Annotated in this window: 12 protein-coding genes; 6 read left to right on the top strand and 6 right to left on the bottom strand. The window is 70.2% G+C overall.

The genetic code is table 11. The annotated features are described in order from the left end of the window. Positions 1–19: 19 nt before the first annotated feature. From ACFKCF_RS00785 to aceB, 5 genes are all read right to left on the bottom strand, one after another. Positions 20–772, bottom strand: coding sequence for an IclR family transcriptional regulator (locus ACFKCF_RS00785; RefSeq protein WP_394489515.1), 753 nt, complete (start codon positions 770–772; stop codon positions 20–22). After that, positions 769–1,977 carry a (Fe-S)-binding protein gene (locus ACFKCF_RS00780; protein WP_394489513.1) on the bottom strand — a complete coding sequence of 403 codons (1,209 nt, stop codon included), beginning with the start codon at positions 1,975–1,977 and terminating at the stop codon, positions 769–771. The genes ACFKCF_RS00785 and ACFKCF_RS00780 overlap by 4 nt, the downstream gene beginning before the upstream one ends. 79 nt (positions 1,978–2,056) lie before the next feature. Continuing rightward, a complete protein-coding gene (locus ACFKCF_RS00775; RefSeq protein ID WP_394489511.1) occupies positions 2,057–3,232 on the bottom strand; it encodes an FAD-binding oxidoreductase in 1,176 nt (391 codons plus the stop codon). Further along, on the bottom strand, positions 3,232–4,668 hold the full coding sequence (locus ACFKCF_RS00770; RefSeq protein ID WP_394490016.1) for an FAD-linked oxidase C-terminal domain-containing protein: 1,437 nt from the start codon (positions 4,666–4,668) through the stop codon (positions 3,232–3,234). The genes ACFKCF_RS00775 and ACFKCF_RS00770 overlap by 1 nt, the downstream gene beginning before the upstream one ends. A 27-nt stretch (positions 4,669–4,695) precedes the next feature. After that, entirely contained in the window at positions 4,696–6,273 is a 1,578-nt protein-coding gene (gene aceB, locus ACFKCF_RS00765) for a malate synthase A (RefSeq protein ID WP_394489509.1), read from the bottom strand. A gap of 153 nt (positions 6,274–6,426) precedes the next feature. Here aceB and ACFKCF_RS00760 point away from each other — a divergent pair, with 153 nt between their 5' ends. The 5 genes from ACFKCF_RS00760 to ACFKCF_RS00740 all read left to right on the top strand — a co-directional run bounded on the left by ACFKCF_RS00760 (position 6,427) and on the right by ACFKCF_RS00740 (position 13,059). Beyond that, entirely contained in the window at positions 6,427–7,119 is a 693-nt protein-coding gene (locus tag ACFKCF_RS00760) for a DUF4097 family beta strand repeat-containing protein (protein ID WP_394489507.1), read from the top strand. An 84-nt stretch (positions 7,120–7,203) separates the two neighbouring features. Then, entirely contained in the window at positions 7,204–8,622 is a 1,419-nt protein-coding gene (gene hflX, locus ACFKCF_RS00755) for a GTPase HflX (protein ID WP_394489505.1), read from the top strand. Positions 8,623–9,250: 628 nt separating this feature from the next. After that, complete coding sequence (gene hutI / locus ACFKCF_RS00750; protein ID WP_394489503.1) at positions 9,251–10,459, top strand: imidazolonepropionase; 1,209 nt, start codon at positions 9,251–9,253, stop codon at positions 10,457–10,459. Positions 10,460–10,473: 14 nt separating this feature from the next. Beyond that, a complete protein-coding gene (locus ACFKCF_RS00745) occupies positions 10,474–11,286 on the top strand; it encodes a DegV family protein (RefSeq protein ID WP_394489501.1) in 813 nt (270 codons plus the stop codon). Positions 11,287–12,645: 1,359 nt separating this feature from the next. Continuing rightward, on the top strand, positions 12,646–13,059 hold the full coding sequence (locus ACFKCF_RS00740) for a helix-hairpin-helix domain-containing protein (RefSeq protein WP_394489499.1): 414 nt from the start codon (positions 12,646–12,648) through the stop codon (positions 13,057–13,059). A gap of 618 nt (positions 13,060–13,677) precedes the next feature. Here the strand turns inward: ACFKCF_RS00740 and ACFKCF_RS00735 are convergent. Then, complete coding sequence (locus tag ACFKCF_RS00735; RefSeq protein WP_394489497.1) at positions 13,678–14,001, bottom strand: hypothetical protein; 324 nt, start codon at positions 13,999–14,001, stop codon at positions 13,678–13,680. A 286-nt stretch (positions 14,002–14,287) separates the two neighbouring features. Between ACFKCF_RS00735 and ACFKCF_RS00730 the strand changes: the two genes are divergently transcribed. After that, on the top strand, positions 14,288–16,732 hold the full coding sequence (locus ACFKCF_RS00730; RefSeq protein ID WP_394489495.1) for a ComEC/Rec2 family competence protein: 2,445 nt from the start codon (positions 14,288–14,290) through the stop codon (positions 16,730–16,732). Positions 16,733–17,606 lie beyond the last annotated feature (874 nt).

Below are 17,606 nucleotides of genomic sequence, written 5' to 3'. Positions count from 1 at the left end.
GCCTTAACCGTAACTTCGTTCAGCGGGCGTCGACCGCCGGACCGAGCTCGTTGCCGAAGTCGATGGCGATCTTGCGCATGCCCTCGGCCAGGTCGTCGCGGTCGATCGCGTCGATCCGCTCGGCGGGCCCGGAGACCGACATCGCGGCCACCACCCGGTCGCCGTCCCACACGGGCACGGCCAGGCAGTGCACGCCGAGCTCCTCCTCGCCCAGGTCCACGGCGTGACCCTGCGTCCTGACGAGGTCGAGCTCGGTCAGCATGGCCGTCAGGTCGGTGATCGTGTTGGGGGTGCGGCGGGGCATGCCGGTGCGCTCGAACACGGCCACCGCCTCGGCCGCGGGCCGCCCGGCCAGTAGCACCTTGCCCACGGCCGTGCTGTGCGGCAGCACCCGCCGGCCCACCTCCGCGAACATCCGCAGCCTGCGCGGCGAGGGCACCTGCGCCACGTAGACGACGAAGTCGCCCTCGAGCACGGCTAGGTTGGCGGTCTCGCCGGACAGCTCGACCATCTTGGTCAGGTACGGCTGCGCCCACACGCCCACCATGCTCTCGGCGATGCCGCCCAGCCGTACGAGGCCGCCGCCCAGGGCGTACCTCTTGTCGGATTCCTGCCGCACGTAACCGCGGGCGAGCAGGGTGCGCAGCAGCCGGTGGATGGTCCCGTACGGCAGGCCGGTCCTGGCGGCGATCTCCGAAAGGCCAGCCTCGCCCCCGTGCTCGGCCAGCGCCTCCAGCACGTCCAGCGCCCGTTCCACCGACTGGACACTCATAGGGAGACCCCGCGGAGCGAAGCGTCGAGCACCTCGGCCGTGTGGGCCACCCTGATGTCCGAGCCCGCGCGCCGCATGGCCGCGGCGATCTGCATCGTGCAGCCGGGGTTGGCCGAGACCAGCAGCTCGGCGCCGGTCGTGGCGACCGCGCCGGCCTTCCTGTCGCCGAGGTCGCGGGCGGCCTGCGGCTGGAAGATGTTGTACGTGCCCGCCGACCCGCAGCAGATGGCCGACTCGGGGATCTCGCGGACCACCAGGTCGGGGATGCCGCTCAGCAGCTCGCGCGGCTGGGCGCGCACGCCCTGGGCGTGGGCCAGGTGGCAGGCGTCGTGGTAGGCGACCGTGAGCGGCAGCGAGTGCCGCTTGGCCACGGGCCCCAGCTCGGCGAGGTATTCCGACAGGTCGACCACCCTGAACCCCGGCTCGCGCCCGAGCAGCTCGCCGTACTCCTTCATCGACGAGCCGCAGCCGGCCGCGTTCACCACGACGGTGTCGACCCCGGCCTTCTCGAACGTCCTGACCGTGCGGCGCGCCAGCCGCCTGGCCTGGTCGTCGCGCCCGGAGTGCACGCTGAGGGCCCCGCAGCAGCCCTGGCCGCCCGGGATGACCACGTCACAGCCCTCCAGGGAGAGCACCCGCGCGGTGGCCGCGTTCACCTGGGGGAAGAACTCGCCCTGCACGCATCCGGTCAGCATGCCGACCACGGCCCGGCGCTCACCCCGGGCCCTGACGACGCGCGGCATCCGCTGCCGGTGCTCGACGCGCGGCGCGAGCGCGGCCATGGCGCCGAGGCTCGGATGGACCCTGGCGAGGAACGGCGCCAGGCGCCCGGCCAGCCACATCCCCGGCCGCAGCAGCCGCAGCCGGCGCGGATAGGGGAACAGGCTGAACACGATCCCGCGCACGGCCCGCTCCTGCGGATCCCGCACGTGCTCGCGCTCCACCTCGGCCCTGGTCTGCTCGATCAGGCGGTCGTACCGAACCCCGGACGGGCAGGCCGTGACGCACGCCATGCACCCCAGGCAGGCGTCGAAGTGACCGGCCATCTCCGGCGTGATCGGGGTGCCCTCGACGTGCTGCTTCATCAGATGTATGCGGCCGCGCGGCGAGTCCATCTCCTCGCCCCACAGCACGTACGTCGGGCACGTGGGCAGGCAGAACCCGCAGTGCACGCAGTCGTTGATCAGCTCGGGGTCTGCGCCCATGGTCGCGCTCCCTTCGACCCTCCGTTGGCTTTGCAACCCCGGCTCGCTCTCTCCGGGTCGGCTCGCCGCTCCACGTCTGTCAGATCCCTCCCAAGAACCGGCCGGGAGACATCCTGCGCCCGGGATCGAACCGTTCCTTGACCCGCCGCATCAACGGCAGCCCGCTCACCTGCCCCCACCTGTCGACGCCCTCGTACGGCGTGGCCAGCACGTTCAGCCGCCCGCCCAGCGCCTCGATCCGCCCGCGCAGCCGGGTGACGGCCGCCGCGAGTTCCTCCTGCGAGACCTCGCCCCAGAGCTCCAGGTAGGCCCGCCCCGCCGCGGCCGAGCCGCGGAAGGCGAAACCGGCCTCCCCGGCGGCGGCCAGCGCCTCGGCCGCGCGCGCGGGTGGGAACCGGGTCTCCAGCAGCACGTCGTCACTGAGGATCAGCCCCCACCACTCCGGCGCCTCGGCCGTGACCGTGCCCTCTCCCAGCACCTCGCGCAGCGCCAGCGCGCGCTGCTCGGCCGCCGAGCCCTCCACCAGGACCGCGACCGTCGCCTCCTTGCCGTCGGGGCAGTCGATCTCCACGGCGGACGGCTCGGCCTGGGAGGCGGCTAGGCGGAGCAGCACGTCGTTCGCCGGTTCGGTGACCGCCACGAGCCAGCGCCGCTCCGTGGGCAGCGGGTGCAGCCGGAACGTGGCCTCCGCGATCACGCCGAGCGTGCCCTGGGAGCCGGTGAAGAGCTTGCCGAGGTCGTAGCCCGCGACGTTCTTGACCACCCGGCCGCCGGACTTCGCGATCGTCCCGTCGGGCAGCACGACCGTGATGCCGATGAGCAGGTCGCGGGCGGTGCCGTAGCGGAAGGCGCGCGGGCCCGCCGTCGCGGTGGCCAGCGTGCCGCCGACCGTGGTGTGCTCCCTGAACGGCGGGTCCAGCGCCAGCTCCTGGCCCTGCTCGGCGAGGGCGGCGGCCAGCGCGTCCATGGTCAGCCCGGCCTGCGCGCGCACCACGAGATCACCGGCGGCGTGCTCGATGAGGGAGTTCATGCAGCACATGTCGATGAGCACGTCGCAGCGCTCGGGCGGGGCGCCCCAGTGCAACTTGGTGCCGCCGCCCGCCGGCACCGCCGCCAGGTCCTTCTCGGCGCAGGCCCGCAGCACGGCCGAGATCTCCTCGACCGTCTCGGGCAGGGCGACCCAGCGGGGCCGCACGCCGTTGACGGCGTCGTCGGCGTCCGCCTGCCTGATGGTCACCCCCATGTCGACCGGCATCAGAACTGCTCCGCCTTCCCCGACTCCACCAGCGGGTGCACGCCCTTGCGCACTCCCGGCACCTCGCCGCACAGGCGCGGGGTGGGGAACACCTTGCCCGGGTTGGACAGGCCACGGGGGTCGAACGCGCACCGGACGAGCTGCATGGTGTCCAGATCGTCCGCGCTGAACATCTTCGGCATATAGCGGGATTTATCCACCCCGACTCCGTGCTCGCCCGTGATCGATCCGCCGTGCTCGATGCACAGGTCGAGGATCGCCCCGGAGACCACCTCGGCCCGCTCGCCGGCCCCCGGCTCCTCGTCGTCGAACAGCACGAGCGGGTGCAGGTTGCCGTCCCCGGCGTGGAAGACGTTCGCCACCCTGATGCCGTGCTCGTGCGAGAGCCGGTCGATGGCCGCCAGCACACCGGGCAGGGACGTGCGCGGCACCACGCCGTCCTGGACGATGTAGGCCGGGCTGATGCGCCCGACGGCGGCGAACGCCGACTTGCGGCCCTTCCAGATCGCCGCCCGCTCGGCCGGGCCGGCGGCCACCCGCAGCTCGAAGGCGCCCGAGCAGATCTCCGTGAGCCGGGCGAACTGCTCGTCCACCTCCGCCCGCGGGCCGTCCAGCTCCACGATCAGCACGGCGCCTGCGCCCTCGGGGTAACGGCAGGCCACCGCCGCCTCGGCCGCCTCGATGGCCAGCGCGTCCATCATCTCGATCGCGGCGGGCACGATGCCCGCGCCGATGATCGCCGAGACGGCCTGGCCGCCCTGCTCGATGCTCTCGAACGCGGCCAGCACCGTGGTCACGGCTTCCGGCGCGCGGCTGAGGCGTACCGTGATCTTGGTGGCGATGCCCAGCGTGCCCTCGGAGCCGATGAACGCGCCCAGCAGGTCGTAGCCGGGGTCCATGCGGTCGAGCGCGACCAGGTCGCCGTCGGGGGTGACGATCTCGCAGGCCTCGACGTGGTTGACGGTGAAGCCGTACTTGAGGCAGTGGGCGCCGCCGGAGTTCTCGGCGACGTTGCCGCCGATGGAGCAGACCTGCTGGCTGGAGGGATCGGGCGCGTAGTAGTAGCCCCGGTCGCGCACGGCCTCGGTGATGGCCAGGTTGGTGACGCCGGGCTCGACGACGGCCCGGCGGTTGTCCAGGTCGATCTCCAGGATCCTGCGCATCTTGGAGGTGACGATGAGCACGCCGTCCTCGCGGGGGAGCGCGCCCCCCGACAGGCCGGTGCCCGAGCCCCTGGCGACGAAGGGCACGCCGAAGTCGTTGCACACGCCCACCACGCGGGCGACCTGCTCGGCCGTGTCGGGCAGCACGACCACGCCGGGGGTCGCCCGGTGGTAGGTGAGGCCGTCGCACTCGTACGTGCGCAGGCGTACCGGATCGGTGATCACCGAGTCATGGGGCAGCAGCGAGCGCAGGGCCGCCGTCAGCGTTTCCAGCACCCGATCCCCCTCTTTTTCCTAGTTCTACGGCATTCGAGCATAGGCGGGAAGCGTCAGGAATTCGGCGAAGTCGTCGTCCAGCGCGACCTCCTTGAACAGCGCCGTCGCCTGACCGTACAGCTTCTCGTCATGGCCGGGCTCCTCGGCGATCCTGGCGAGCTCCTCCGCGATGATCTGCTCGACCAGTTCCTTCGTCACCTGGGCGCCCGTGTCGGCGAGCGTGATGTCGTTGTGGATCCACTGCCAGATCTGCGAGCGCGAGATCTCGGCGGTGGCGGCGTCCTCCATGAGGTTGTGGATCGCCACCGCTCCCAGGCCGCCCATCCAGGCGGCGAGGTAGCGCAGCGCCACGTCCACGTTGTTGCGCAGCCCGGTCTCGGTGATCTCGCCCGGCGTCTCGGAGACGGCCAGCAGCTCGGCGGCGGTCACGCTGACGTCCTCGCGCAGCCGGTCGAGCTGGTTGGGCCGCGACCCCAGGACGCCGTCGAACACCTCGCGGCACACCGGCACCAGATCCGGGTGCGCCACCCACGAGCCGTCGAACCCGTCGCCCGACTCGCGCGTCTTGTCCGCCCGCACCTTCTCCAGCGCCACCGCGTTAACCTCGGGGTCGCGCCGCGAGGGGATGAAGGCCGCCATCCCGCCGATGGCGTGCGCGCCGCGCTTGTGGCAGGTGCGCACCAGCAGCTCGGTGTACGCGCGCATGAACGGGGCCGTCATCGTGACCGCGTTCCGCTCGGGCAGCAGGAACTCGCGGCCCCGGGTCCGGAACTTCTTGATCACGCTGAACAGGTAGTCCCAGCGGCCCGCGTTGAGCCCCGCCGAGTGGTCGCGGAGCTCGTACAGGATCTCCTCCATCTCGAACGCGGCCGGGTAGGTCTCGATGAGGACGGTCGCCCTGATCGTGCCGTGCGGGATGCCGAGGAGCTCCTGAGCCCTGGTGAACACGTCGTTCCAGAGCCGCGCCTCCAGGTGGGACTCCATCTTGGGCAGGTAGAAGTACGGGCCCTTGCCCTTGTCGATCTGCCGCTGGGCGCAGTGGAAGAGGTAGAGCCCGAAGTCGAACAGCGAGCCCGAGACCGGCTGCCCGTCCACCTGGGCGTGCTTCTCGTCCAGGTGCCAGCCGCGCGGGCGCACGACGACCGTGGCCAGCTCGTCGTCGGGCCTGAGCGCGTACGACTTGCCGCCGCTCTCGAAGTCGATCGTGCGGTCGAGCGCGTCGCGCAGGTTGAGGTGGCCGCTCACGCAGTTCTCCCAGAGCGGCGAGTTGGCGTCCTCGAAGTCGGCCAGCCAGACCTTGGCGCCGGAGTTGAGCGCGTTGATGGTCATCTTCTTGTCGACCGGGCCGGTGATCTCCACCCGGCGGTCCTCCAGACCGGGCGCGGGCGGCGCGACCTGCCAGTCGGCCTCCCTGACCTGCTTCGTCTCCGGCAGGAAGTCGAGCAGGCCGCCCGCGGACAGCTCCGCCTGCCGGGCCTGGCGGGCCTCCAGCAGCTCCAGCCGCCTGGCGCCGAACTCCCGCTGGAGGGTCGCCACGAAATCGAGCGCCTCAGGAGTGAGGATCTCGTCGAACCGGTCGAGCATCGGGCCGGTGATCTCCATGGAGTGCCTTTCCGCTTCGTGGAAAACAACTTCTGGATTGTGGAAGTGAAATTACTCCCCTGGTAGTCCCGGGTCAAAGGTTGGGGTTCCTTCGGGGAGTCGTCGGGGGCATCCCCGATGTGGCCGGGGGCGTGTCCGGCCAGGATTGACGGCATGAAGACCATCGCGATCGCGGGCGGGCTGCTGGCCTCCGCGCTGATGTTGACGGGATGCGGGCTCGCGAGCATCGCCGGTCCGAGCAGCGAGGAGACCGCGTCCTACGAGGTGACGGACAAGGTCGCCAAGCTGCAGGTCAAGAGCGGCGCGGGCGAGACCGTGGTGACCGGGACCGACGGCGGCTCCATACGCGTCACCGAGACGCTGCGCTGGCGCGGCGACGACAAGCCGAAGCCGGAGCACAGCGTCGAGGGCGGCGCGCTGCTCATGTCGTACGACTGCCCGTCGAACATGGGCAGCTGCAGCGTCGACTACAAGATCGAGATCCCCAAGGGGCTGGCCGTCGACCTGGACAGCGGCTCGGGCGACGTCACGCTCAGGGGCCTGGCGGGGGAGCTCAACGTACGCGTCGGCTCCGGCGACATGGACGCCGCGGACCTGGCGGGCAAGAAGGTCGTCGCGGAGGCGGGATCCGGGAACGTCGAGCTCAAGTACACCGCCGCGCCCGACAGCGCCGAGCTGCAGGCCGGCTCCGGGGACATCGTGCTGCGCGTGCCGGACGGGGCCTACGACGTGAAGTCCCAGGTGGGATCCGGCGACATCAACGTCTCGGTCAAGAAGGACAGCTCCTCGCCGCACAAGATCTCGCTCAAGGCCGGATCCGGCGACGTCACGGTGTCGGCCGGATAACGGGGTGATTGTGCCGGGGGTGTCGTGCCACCATCGTGGGAAGACACCGAGGTGTCCAGACGTTCCCTAATAGAGATGACACGAATGCACGATTACACCGCGCTCGACCTCGACGAGTTCGAGACCGGCGACATGGACCTCGAGGAGCGCCAGGCGCTGCGCCGCGTGGCGGGCCTCTCCACCGAACTCCAGGATGTCTCCGAGGTCGAGTACCGGCAGCTGCGGCTGGAGCGGGTCGTCCTCGTCGGCGTCTGGACGTCAGGCACCGTGGACGACGCGGAAAACTCCCTGCTGGAGCTCAAGCTCCTGGCCGAGACGGCTGGGTCCCAGGTGCTCGACGGCCTCGTCCAGCGCCGCCAGAAGCCCGATCCGGCCACCTACATCGGCTCGGGCAAGGCGCTCGAGCTGCGCGACGTGGTCGAGTCGACCGGCGCCGACACCGTGATCTGCGACGGCGAGCTGACCCCAGGCCAGCTCCGCCAGCTCGAGGAGACGGTCAAGGTCAAGGTCATCGACCGCACCGCGCTGATCCTCGACATCTTCGCCCAGCACGCCAAGAGCCGCGAGGGCAAGGCCCAGGTCGAGCTGGCCCAGCTCCAATACCTGCTGCCCCGCCTGCGCGGCTGGGGTGGCAACCTGTCCAGGCAGGTCGGCGGTCGCGCCGCGGGCGGCGTCGGCATCGGCGGCCGCGGCCCCGGTGAGACCAAGATCGAGCTGGACCGGCGCCGCATCCGCGAGCGCATGGCCAAGCTGCGCCGTCAGATCAGCGGCATGTCCACCTCGCGCGACACCATGCGCTACCAGCGTCAGCGGCGCGAGGTCCCCGCCGTGGCCATCGCCGGCTACACCAACGCGGGCAAGTCCTCGCTGCTCAACCGCATCACGGGAGCCGGGGTGCTGGTGGAGGACGCGCTGTTCGCCACCCTCGACCCGACCGTGCGCCGGGCGCGCACGGCCGAGGGCCGGCTCTTCACGATCGCCGACACCGTGGGCTTCGTGCGGCACCTGCCGCACCAGCTCGTCGAGGCGTTCCGCTCGACGCTGGAGGAGGTCGCCGAGGCCGACCTGATCCTGCACGTGGTCGATGGCTCGCACCCCGACCCGGAGGGCCAGCTGGCCGCCGTGCGCGAGGTGCTCGCCGACATCGACGGCGCCTCGGACATCCGCGAGATCGTCGTGATCAACAAGGCCGACGCGGCCGAGCAGGACGTGATCGACCGGATCATGCGGCGCGAGCGCGACTGCGTCGTGGTGTCGGCGCGGACCGGCCGCGGCATCCCCGAGCTGATGGCGGTCATCGAGCAGGAGCTGCCCCGGCTGGACCACGAGATCCACCTGCTGGTGCCGTACAACAGGGGAGACCTCATCTCCCGGGCCCACAAGGAGGGCGAGGTGCTCTCCGTGGACCACGTGGAGGACGGCACGATCCTGCGCGCCCGGGTGCTGCCAAGCCTGTGGCAGGAGCTGGAGCGGGTCGGCAAGCCCGTGGAGCGGGTCTTCTAACCCTCCGGTCACCCCCCGGTTTCGTCGTTGCGGCCGGGCGACTCCCACACAAGCGGTACGGTGGGATCGCCCGGCCGAGCGTGTTCGGGCGGGTCTGCCGTGACAGTCGGCGAACGACGGCATCGGTCGGGCGCGACGGCGGCGTGTGGCAGGTTGGAACGTCGGCGGCGAACGTTGCGTAGTGGGGTGGCCCTCGCCGCAAAGCACGCATGGCTACCCAAAAGCGGCAGTGGTCCCCGAACCCTGAGGTTGCTAGAATCGGCCAGACCCCTTACGCGGTCGGGTTTCTAGGTTTGGGTTCTAGGTTTCGGATGATGACTCTTGTGATCGAAGTCGTCAACGGGGGCCTTGGGGACGAGGTGGGGCTGGGTGACGGTTGGGATCAGTGGTCTTTCTTCCGAATAACCCTGTACAGCAAGCCCAGCTGTGAAATAACGTAACTGAACTGAAATCGCCGGATCATGACTCTGGCGATACGGTCACCGCACAACTCGATGCGGATGAGAGCAGGAGACCCCCCAATGTCGTCCGGACCCGGAGCGGACTCAGTGGGCGCGGCACAGCCCGTGTGCTGTGCGCTGCGCCCATGCCGGTGCGCGGGCGGGGGCTCACGCAGGGCGGTGATGCGGTGACCGTTCGACTGCTAACCAACATCGGCCGCCTGTGGACCGGCAACGAGGTCCTCAGCAACGCCGCCATCCTCGTGCACAACGACCGCATCGCGTGGGTCGGGCGGGCGCCCGACCTCCCGCAGAGCGTTCCCGGAGTCGTCGACGACATCGTCGACGTCGACCACGTCGAAAACCTCGGCGGCGCTCTCGTCACGCCCGGTCTGATCGACGCCCACACCCACCCCGTCTACGCCGGCAACCGCTACGCCGAGCTGGCCATCCGCACCGGCGGCTCCAGCGCGGCCTCGATCACCGCGGCGGGCGGCGGCGTGGGCTCCACGGTCACCGTGACCCGCGGCACCGACCCGTGGACCCTGTGCAACGGCGTGCGCGAGCGGCTGCGGAGCTGGCTGCTCAGCGGCACCACCACGGTCGAGGCCAAGACCGGCTACCACCTCACCCGCGACGGCGAGCTCGCCGACGTGCGGCTCCTGCGCGAGCTGGAGAAGGAACCGATGATGCCGCGGGTGCACGTCACGTTCCTGGCGGCGCACGTCGTGCCACCCGAATACTTCGGCCGCCAGCGCGAATACGTCGAGGCCGTGGGCGCCTGGTGCGCCGACGCCGCCGCGGCGGGCGCCGACAGCGTCGATGTCTACTGCGACGAGGGCCACTTCACCACCGAGGAGTCGCGCTGGGTGCTGGCCTCCGGCCGCAACGTCGGGCTCCTGCCGCGCATCCACGCCGGCATCTTCAGCCGCCGCGGCGCCGTCCAGCTGGCCGCCGAGCTCGGCTGCGCCTCCGCCGACGGGCTGCACCACATGTCGGACGAGGACATCGCGATCATGTCCCGCTACGGCGTGCCCGCCGTCGTCTGCCCGGCCACGGCCCTGCAGCGCGGCCACCTCCCGCCGGTCCGCCAGATGATCAAGCACGGCGTCCAGATCGCCCTCGGCAGCGACCACAACCCCGGATTCTGCGGCATCACCTCGATGTCCCTGGTCATCGCCATGGCGGTGTCGGCGTTCGGGATGAGCGTCAACGACGCCCTGCGGGCGGCCACCCTCGGCGGCGCCACCGTCCTGGGCGCTCCCGACCGCGGCGTCCTGGCTCCGGGCCGGCTGGCGGACATCGTGCAGTGGGACGCCGACCACGAGGGCGCCTTCGCCTGGTCCTTCGGTCTCAAGCCGCGCCGCGTGTGGCGGGGTGGGACGCCGGTCCAGTAGTTACTCTCGGGGTTATGCCGCCCTCGGTCGCCGTGGTCACCGACTCGACCGCCTACCTGCCTGCCGTGCCGGGTGTCACGGTCGTCCCCGTCCAGGTGATCGCCGGCGGGGTCTCGTACGACGAGCCGCTGTTCAGCGGCGACCTCACCACCGCCACCACCTCCCGCCCCGCCCCGGAGAGCTTCGCCTCCTGCTACGCCTCCCTGGCGGCGACGGGCGCGACAGCAATCGCCTCGATCCACGTTTCCCGCGACATGTCCGGCATCGCCGATTCCGCCCTGGCGGCCGCGGCCCACGCGCCCGTGCCCGTGGAGGTGATCGACAGCCGCTCGATCGCCATGGGCCTCGGCTACCCGGTCCTGGCCGCCGCCCGCGCCGCCTCCGGCGGAGCCGCCCTGGAAGCGGTGACGGCGGCGGCCCGCTCGCGAATGGCGACCACCCGGACGTTCTTCTACGTGGACACCCTCGACGCCTTACGACGCAGCGGCCGCATCGGCACCGCCGCCTCCCTCGTCGGCTCGGCCCTCCTGATCAAGCCGCTGCTCCACATCGTGGACGGCCGCATCTCGCTCCTGGAGAAGGTCCGCACGTCCTCCCGCGCCATCGCCCGCCTGGAGGACCTCGCCGTCCAGGCGGCGGGGGAGAGCCCCGTGGAGGTGGCGGTACAGCACCTCGGGGCAAGCGACCGCGCCGAGGCCCTGGCGGAACGCCTGCCGAAGCGGCTGGGCGGGCTGGTGGAGGTGCGGGTGGTGGAGGTGGGGGCGGTGATCGGCGTCCATGTGGGACCCGGCATGCTGGGCCTCACCGTCACATCCCCCACCCCCTGACCCTCCACGCAGCCCAACACCAACCACCTCCTGAGGGATCACGACCCCAATCCCCCAGCAGGCCTCTCAACGCCGACCCTGGAAGCCCCCTGGTCCCCTGAGACACGGCATTGACTCTCGGTTCCCTGGACACGACACTGTCCCTCAGTCCTCCAAGCTCCCGCACGGCCTCAAGCTCTGCACGGCCCAGCACGGCCCTCAAGCCCTGCAATGCCCAGCCCTCCAAGCTCCAGCACGGCCCTAAGCCCTGCGACGCCAGCACCTTCAACCCTGCGATGCCCGGGGAGAGCCCTTATCCCTGGGGCGCCCAGCATGCCCCTGCAGCCCAGCGACGCCCAGCACGACCGCCCGCCAGAGCCCCTTCAACTCCCGGGCGCCCAGCATGCCCCTTCAGCCCAGCGACGCCCGGCACAACAGCCCTCAGCCCGGGCGACGCCCAGCACAGCCTTTCAAGCCTCCTACGCGTCCTCCAGACCTCCGACGCCTTGCCCACGTCTTCTGAGCGTGCTCCTCAGCGTCCTTGCCCGAGCGCCTGGCTGATGGCCTCCCGACCGCGTGCCCGACCCCGTGCCCGACGTGTGACTGCCCGACCCCTGACTGCCTTTCTGCGCGCACGCTCCTCCTCGAGCATGCCGGTCTCCTCGTTGTCCACAGCCCTTCGCCTGTCTCCCACCCCATCCCCAGAACGCGATTCGGGACCCCCACAAAGACCGCCAAGGATCTACGTTCTCAGCCGTGCGAACCCCCGACCCCACGGCAGAGCGGACCATAGCCGAGTCCCGGCTACGGTCGATCACCGCGCCTTCCCGCCGCTCCCGCCGCTCTCTCGGTCGGCTCAACGGCGCCATGACCGAGCCAGCCGGGGCCCAGGCACGAGGCCACGCCTCAGCACACCAAGCCGGACACCCGTCAACCGAGCCCCGTGAGAGAGAAGCTTGGGACAACGCCGCCCTCACCCCTCTGCGCCAGGAAAGCCGCTGGCAGGACACTGCACCCGCAGCATCAGGCGAGGAAAGCCGAACACCCCCTCAGGGGCATGATCATGACGATGCCGTCACCTCACGCGCACCCCGCCCAATCCCCGAGCAACGATCAAACGCATCACCATCACCCGCCCAAAAGCGCGGACCCGCCCCCGTGCCGCCCACCTTCCAAGCATTCCGCGCAGCCCTCACCTCCCAAGCCCCAGCCCTCGACCCAGGCAAGCCCGGCCTCCGAGTCCTGCTGGCCGTGGGAGCCCTCGCCGCAGCCATAGCAGCGTTCTTCCTCTGGCGTTCCCAGCCCTCGCCGGAGCCCCTGCCACCACCCACCCCGGTCTCACAGCCACCAAGGTCGCCGTCCCCGACCGCCGTCGCCAAGGTGACCGTCCACGTCACCGGCAAGATCCGCAAGCCGGGCGTCTACCTACTCCCCGCAGGCGCCCGAGTCACGGACGCGGTGGCAGCAGCCGGAGGAGTGTCCCGCGGCGCCTCCACAGGCGCACTCAACCTCGCCAGACGTCTGATCGACGGCGAGCAGATAGTCGTGGGCGCCCCCGCCGGCCAGGCAAACCAAGCCTCACCCATCGCAGACCCGGCCACCACCGTGCTCGACCTCAACTCCGCCACAACCGACCAACTCGAACAACTTCCAGGGGTGGGCGAGGTCCTGGCAGCCCGCATCGCCGAGTTCCGAGACACCCACGGCGGCTTCACCACCGTCGAACAACTACGCGAGGTGACCGGCATAGGCCCACGAAAGTACGACGAGCTCAAGCCAAAGGTCCGCGTCTGACATGGCCACCCTGCGTACCGACAACACCCACCCAGCCCCCCCAAGCCAAGACAACGCCAATCCCAGCGCCTGGCCTGCAGACGGAGCCAGCACAAACACCAGAACCACTCACCCCGACCCCGACACTGCCCAGCGTGAACACACCTGGCCCCTCATCCTCCCCGCACTGGCCGCCTGGGCAAGCGCCTTGGCCCTGCTCGGCTGCACCGCCCGCACAGCCCTGATCGCCGCCATATCCACAGCCCTGACCGCCTCAGCCATAGCCTGGCCCACCCGATCCATACTGCGCCGCCCCCGCCTCCCACCTCCCCAAGCACGCTCCAACGCCTTGGCCGTCCAGCACGAGGACCCGACCACCCAGTACGGGGATGCGGCGATCCAGCACGCGGGCGCGGCCACCCACTACGGGGATGTGGCCACCCAGCATGGGTGGTTGACTGCCCGGCATGGGGATGCGGTCGCCCGGCACGTGGGCTCAACCACCCAGCACGAGCACCCGGCCACCCAGCATGGGGATGCGGCCTTCCAGCATGGGTGGTGGACTGCCCGGCATGGGGATGCGGTCGCCCGGCACGTGGGCTCAACCACCCAGCACCAGGATCCAGCGGCCCGGTTCGATCATTGGGTCACGCAATACGGGAGCCCGGCGGCCCGTCGCGAAGGGTGGGCCATCCGGGACGGGGGCCGGGCCATCCAGTACGGGGACTCCGCCGCCCAGCACGGGGCCTCGGCGACCTGGTGCGAGGACTGGGCCGCCAGATCCGGCAGCATGGCGGTCCAGCCCCCAGGCTGGCGTATCTGGACCTGGCCTACCCGCTCCCTGATCTGGGCCGCCAACTGCGGCAACATGGCCGCCCAGCGCCTGGCCAGCCGCCCCCGAACCTGGCCCACCCCCTTCCAGATCTTGCTGACGAGCTTGGCGGATTGCCTGACCAGGCTCACGGATCGGCATCCGTGGTCCACAGGTGGACGGTCACAGTCATCCACCGACACCCACCAACCTGCATGGGACTCACCCTCCTCACCAAGGCGGATGTGGCAAGACCCTTATCCGCCTTCCGATCAGACCGAGCGCCATCACGGTCCGCACCCCCAACGGGATGCACGGCGACCATTTCCCCCAACCCACTGGCGCAACATCACCATTGCCACCCTCATCTGCGCGGCCGCTGCCTCAGCGTCGATTGCTCTCCGAGTTCACGCCCTGACCACCGGCCCAGCAGCCGACTTGGCCAAGAAGAACACCTCCATCAAGGCCCAGATCGCCCTAACGGACGACCCCAAGCGCAGACAAAACAGAAGCGGTCACTTCAATCAAGAGAGCTACGTGACCCCAGCCACCCTGGAGATCATCCAAACAGCCGGCAACCGGCAGGCCGTCAACGTCCCCATCATCGTCTTCGCCAACGGACACGACTGGAGCACCCTGCTCCCCAGCCAGCACGTCGAAGTGACAGGTCGCCTGGCCAAGCCCACCCCAGGCGATCTAGTGGCCGCCATCCTCCTGGTGCAAGGTCCACCACGAGTCCTGACACCCCCGTCCCTGCTCCAAACCGCAGCGGGCAGCCTCAGATCGGGCCTACGGGAGGCCGCCGCCACCCTCCCCGCCGACCAGCAAGGCCTCCTACCGGGTTTGGTCGTCGGCGACGTCTCACGCATGGATCCCCAGGTGTCGTCCGACCTCAAGGAAGCCGGCCTGAGCCACCTGAACGCAGTAAGCGGGGCAAACCTCGCAATCGTGGCAGGTGCCGCCCTCGCCCTCTCCCGTCTCATCGGGCTCTCCCTCCCGGTGAGGGCCCTCTTCGCTGCCCTCGCGATGCTCGCGTTCGCCGTGGTCGCCCGCCCCTCCCCAAGCGTTCTGCGCGCTCTCCTCATGGGCCTTGCCGCCGCCATTGCCCTGGGCACAGGTCGAGCAAAGGACGGTCTCGCGGCACTGTCGGCAACGGTCCTCCTCCTGGTGCTGTTCGCCCCAGAACTAGCCCGTTCGTACGGCTTCGCCCTCTCCGTAGCAGCCACCGCGGGCATCCTCATCCTCGCCCCACGCTGGCGAGACCGCCTGTCATCGCCAGAAGCCGAGGACGACACCGACGATCAGAACGGCACCAGACACAGTAAGCACGCTGATCCTGACCCACAGGACGAGTCAGGTCTGCGAGTACAACACCCCGCACAACCGGACCACACCAGGCACTCCGACTGCACCGTGCATCCCGATCACAGCGCCCACCATGATCACAGCGCCCACCACGATCACAGCCCCCACGATCACGGCGCCCACCACGACCACAGCGTGCACTCTAGCCGCAGCTTGCACTACGACCTGCATTGTGACCACAGAGTGCCGCTAGACCACAAAGTGCACTTAAACCACAAACCGCACGCTGATCCCGCTCTCCAGCCAGAGCGCGCTCTGCAGCCGACTGATGGTGGCTCCAGGGTGCCGTATCGGTTGCCGCGTTGGATGGCTGAGGCCGTTGCGGTGCCGGTGGCCGCGCAGGTGGCGGTGACGCCCATTCTGGTGCTGATGTCGGGGCAGTTGACGCCCGTCGCTGTGATCGCCAACCTGCTCGTCGCCCCAGCGGTCGCCCCTGCGACGTTGCTCGGTTTCGGCGCCGCTTTGGTGGCGCCCCTATGGCCCCGCGGAGCGGAGCTTCTCGTTGTCCCGGCCGGTTATGCAGTCGGGTGGATCATCATCGTGGCCCGCTGGGCGGTGAACCTGCCTTTCGCTACCGTGCCGTGGCCCGGCGGGCTCCCGGGGCTGGGATTGCTGCTGCTCGCGGTGGCGATCGCCGTGCCGATCCTGCGGCGCAGGGCGTGGAGAGCCGTGGCGGTGACCGTGGCCGGGGCGGCCTTGGTTGCCGTACTGGTGATCCGGCCCATCGTCGGCTCTTGGCCGCCCAAAGGATGGTTGATGGTGATGTGCGACGTTGGCCAGGGGGACGGGCTCGTCGTGGCGGCGGGACCGGGAAAAGGGATCGTGGTCGACACCGGGCCCGACCCGATCGTCATGGATCGCTGCCTGCGCAGGGTCGGCGTCGACGACGTACCTCTCCTGATCCTCACCCATCCGCACGCCGATCACGTGAACGGCCTCCCCGGCGTCCTTCGCAACCGGCGCGTCGGCGCTGTGGTCGTCAGTCCGCAGCGCACGAGCGCGCCAGCCGTCGCGCACCTCTCGGCCACGCTGGAACGCCGTGGGATACCTGAATGGACGGCCGTGCCCGGAACTCGGTGGCGCTTCGGCCCGTCAGAGCTGACCGTGCTCGGTCCCGAACCCGCCTTGGGCGAGATGAGTGGGCAAGGGGAGGGCAGCGCGATCAACAACTCCAGCGTGGTCGTCCACGTACGCTGGCGGTCCGGATCCATTCTGCTCAGCGGTGATCTGGAGACGGAGGCGCAGGACGAGCTGTTGCGCCGGACGACGGTGCGGGCCGACATCCTCAAGACTCCACACCATGGGTCCAACCGGCAATCCCCGGCCTTCTTGTCAGCTGTCGGCGCACGAGCGGCCTTGATCAGCGTGGGCGCCGACAACGACTACGGCCATCCCGCCCTGTCCACGCTCGCCACCCTGCGTCGACTGGGAGCCGGCATCTACCGGACCGACCAGTCCGGCGACCTCGCCATCGTGGAGCGGGAAGGACGGATGGCAGTGGTTCCGCGCGGCCCGTAGCCCCGCCGCCCGCCCTGCCACGGCGCTCGGATCGGACGACCCCGCCTTGGATCGCAAGCCGTCAGCTGAGAGGGGACGGTCCTGCCTTGGGCCGCAAGCCGTCAGGTGAGAGGGGACGGTCCTGCCTTGGGCCGCAAGCCGTCAGGTGAGAGGGGACGGTCCCGCTTTGGGCCGCGCAAACCGTCAGGTGAGAGGGGACGGTCCTGCCTTGGGCCGCGCAAGCCGTCAGGTGAGAGGGGACGGTCCCGCTTTGGGCCGCGCAAGCCGTCAGGTGAGAGGGGACGGTCCCGCTTTGGGCCGCGCAAGCCGTCAGGTGAGAGGGGACGGTCCCGCTTTGGGCCGCGCAAGCCGTCAGGTGAGAGGGGACGGTCCTGCCTTGGGGCGCAAGCCGTCAGGTGAGAGGGGACGGTCCCGCTTTGGGGCGCAAGCCGTCAGGTGAGCGTGTCCGGAGGCATGTGGCCCGTCTTGTGGAAATCGGGTTGCGGCGCGCCCCCAACTGCGCGGGTCAGGTTCCCATGAGCCCATCGCCGTGCGGGCTGGTGTTGCGCGTGGTTGTTTCCGTTGTGTCGGTGAGAGTGCTTGCTGCGCTCCGGGTTTGAGGGGCGGCGGTGCGTGTTGGCCCCGAAGGGTTGGGGTGTGGGCTGGCCCCGAAGGGTTGGGGTGTGGGCCGGTCTCGGGGGCTGGGGTGTGGGCTGGCCCGGAAGGGTTGGGGTGCCTGTCGGGCTTGAGGGGCTGGGGTGCGTGTCGGGCTTGGGGGTTGTGGTGTGGGCAGACCCGGAAAGGCTGGGGTGCGTGTCGGGCTTGGGGGTTGCGGTGTGGGCTGGCCCGGAAAGGCTGGGGTGCGTGTCGGGCTTGAAGGGCTGTGGTGTGGGCT

The sequence above is a fragment of the Nonomuraea sp. JJY05 genome (assembly GCF_043496855.1).
In the GTDB taxonomy this organism is placed as follows: domain Bacteria; phylum Actinomycetota; class Actinomycetes; order Streptosporangiales; family Streptosporangiaceae; genus Nonomuraea.
Note: the sequence above shows the minus strand (reverse complement) of the source record. Positions and strands in the feature narration are given on the sequence as shown.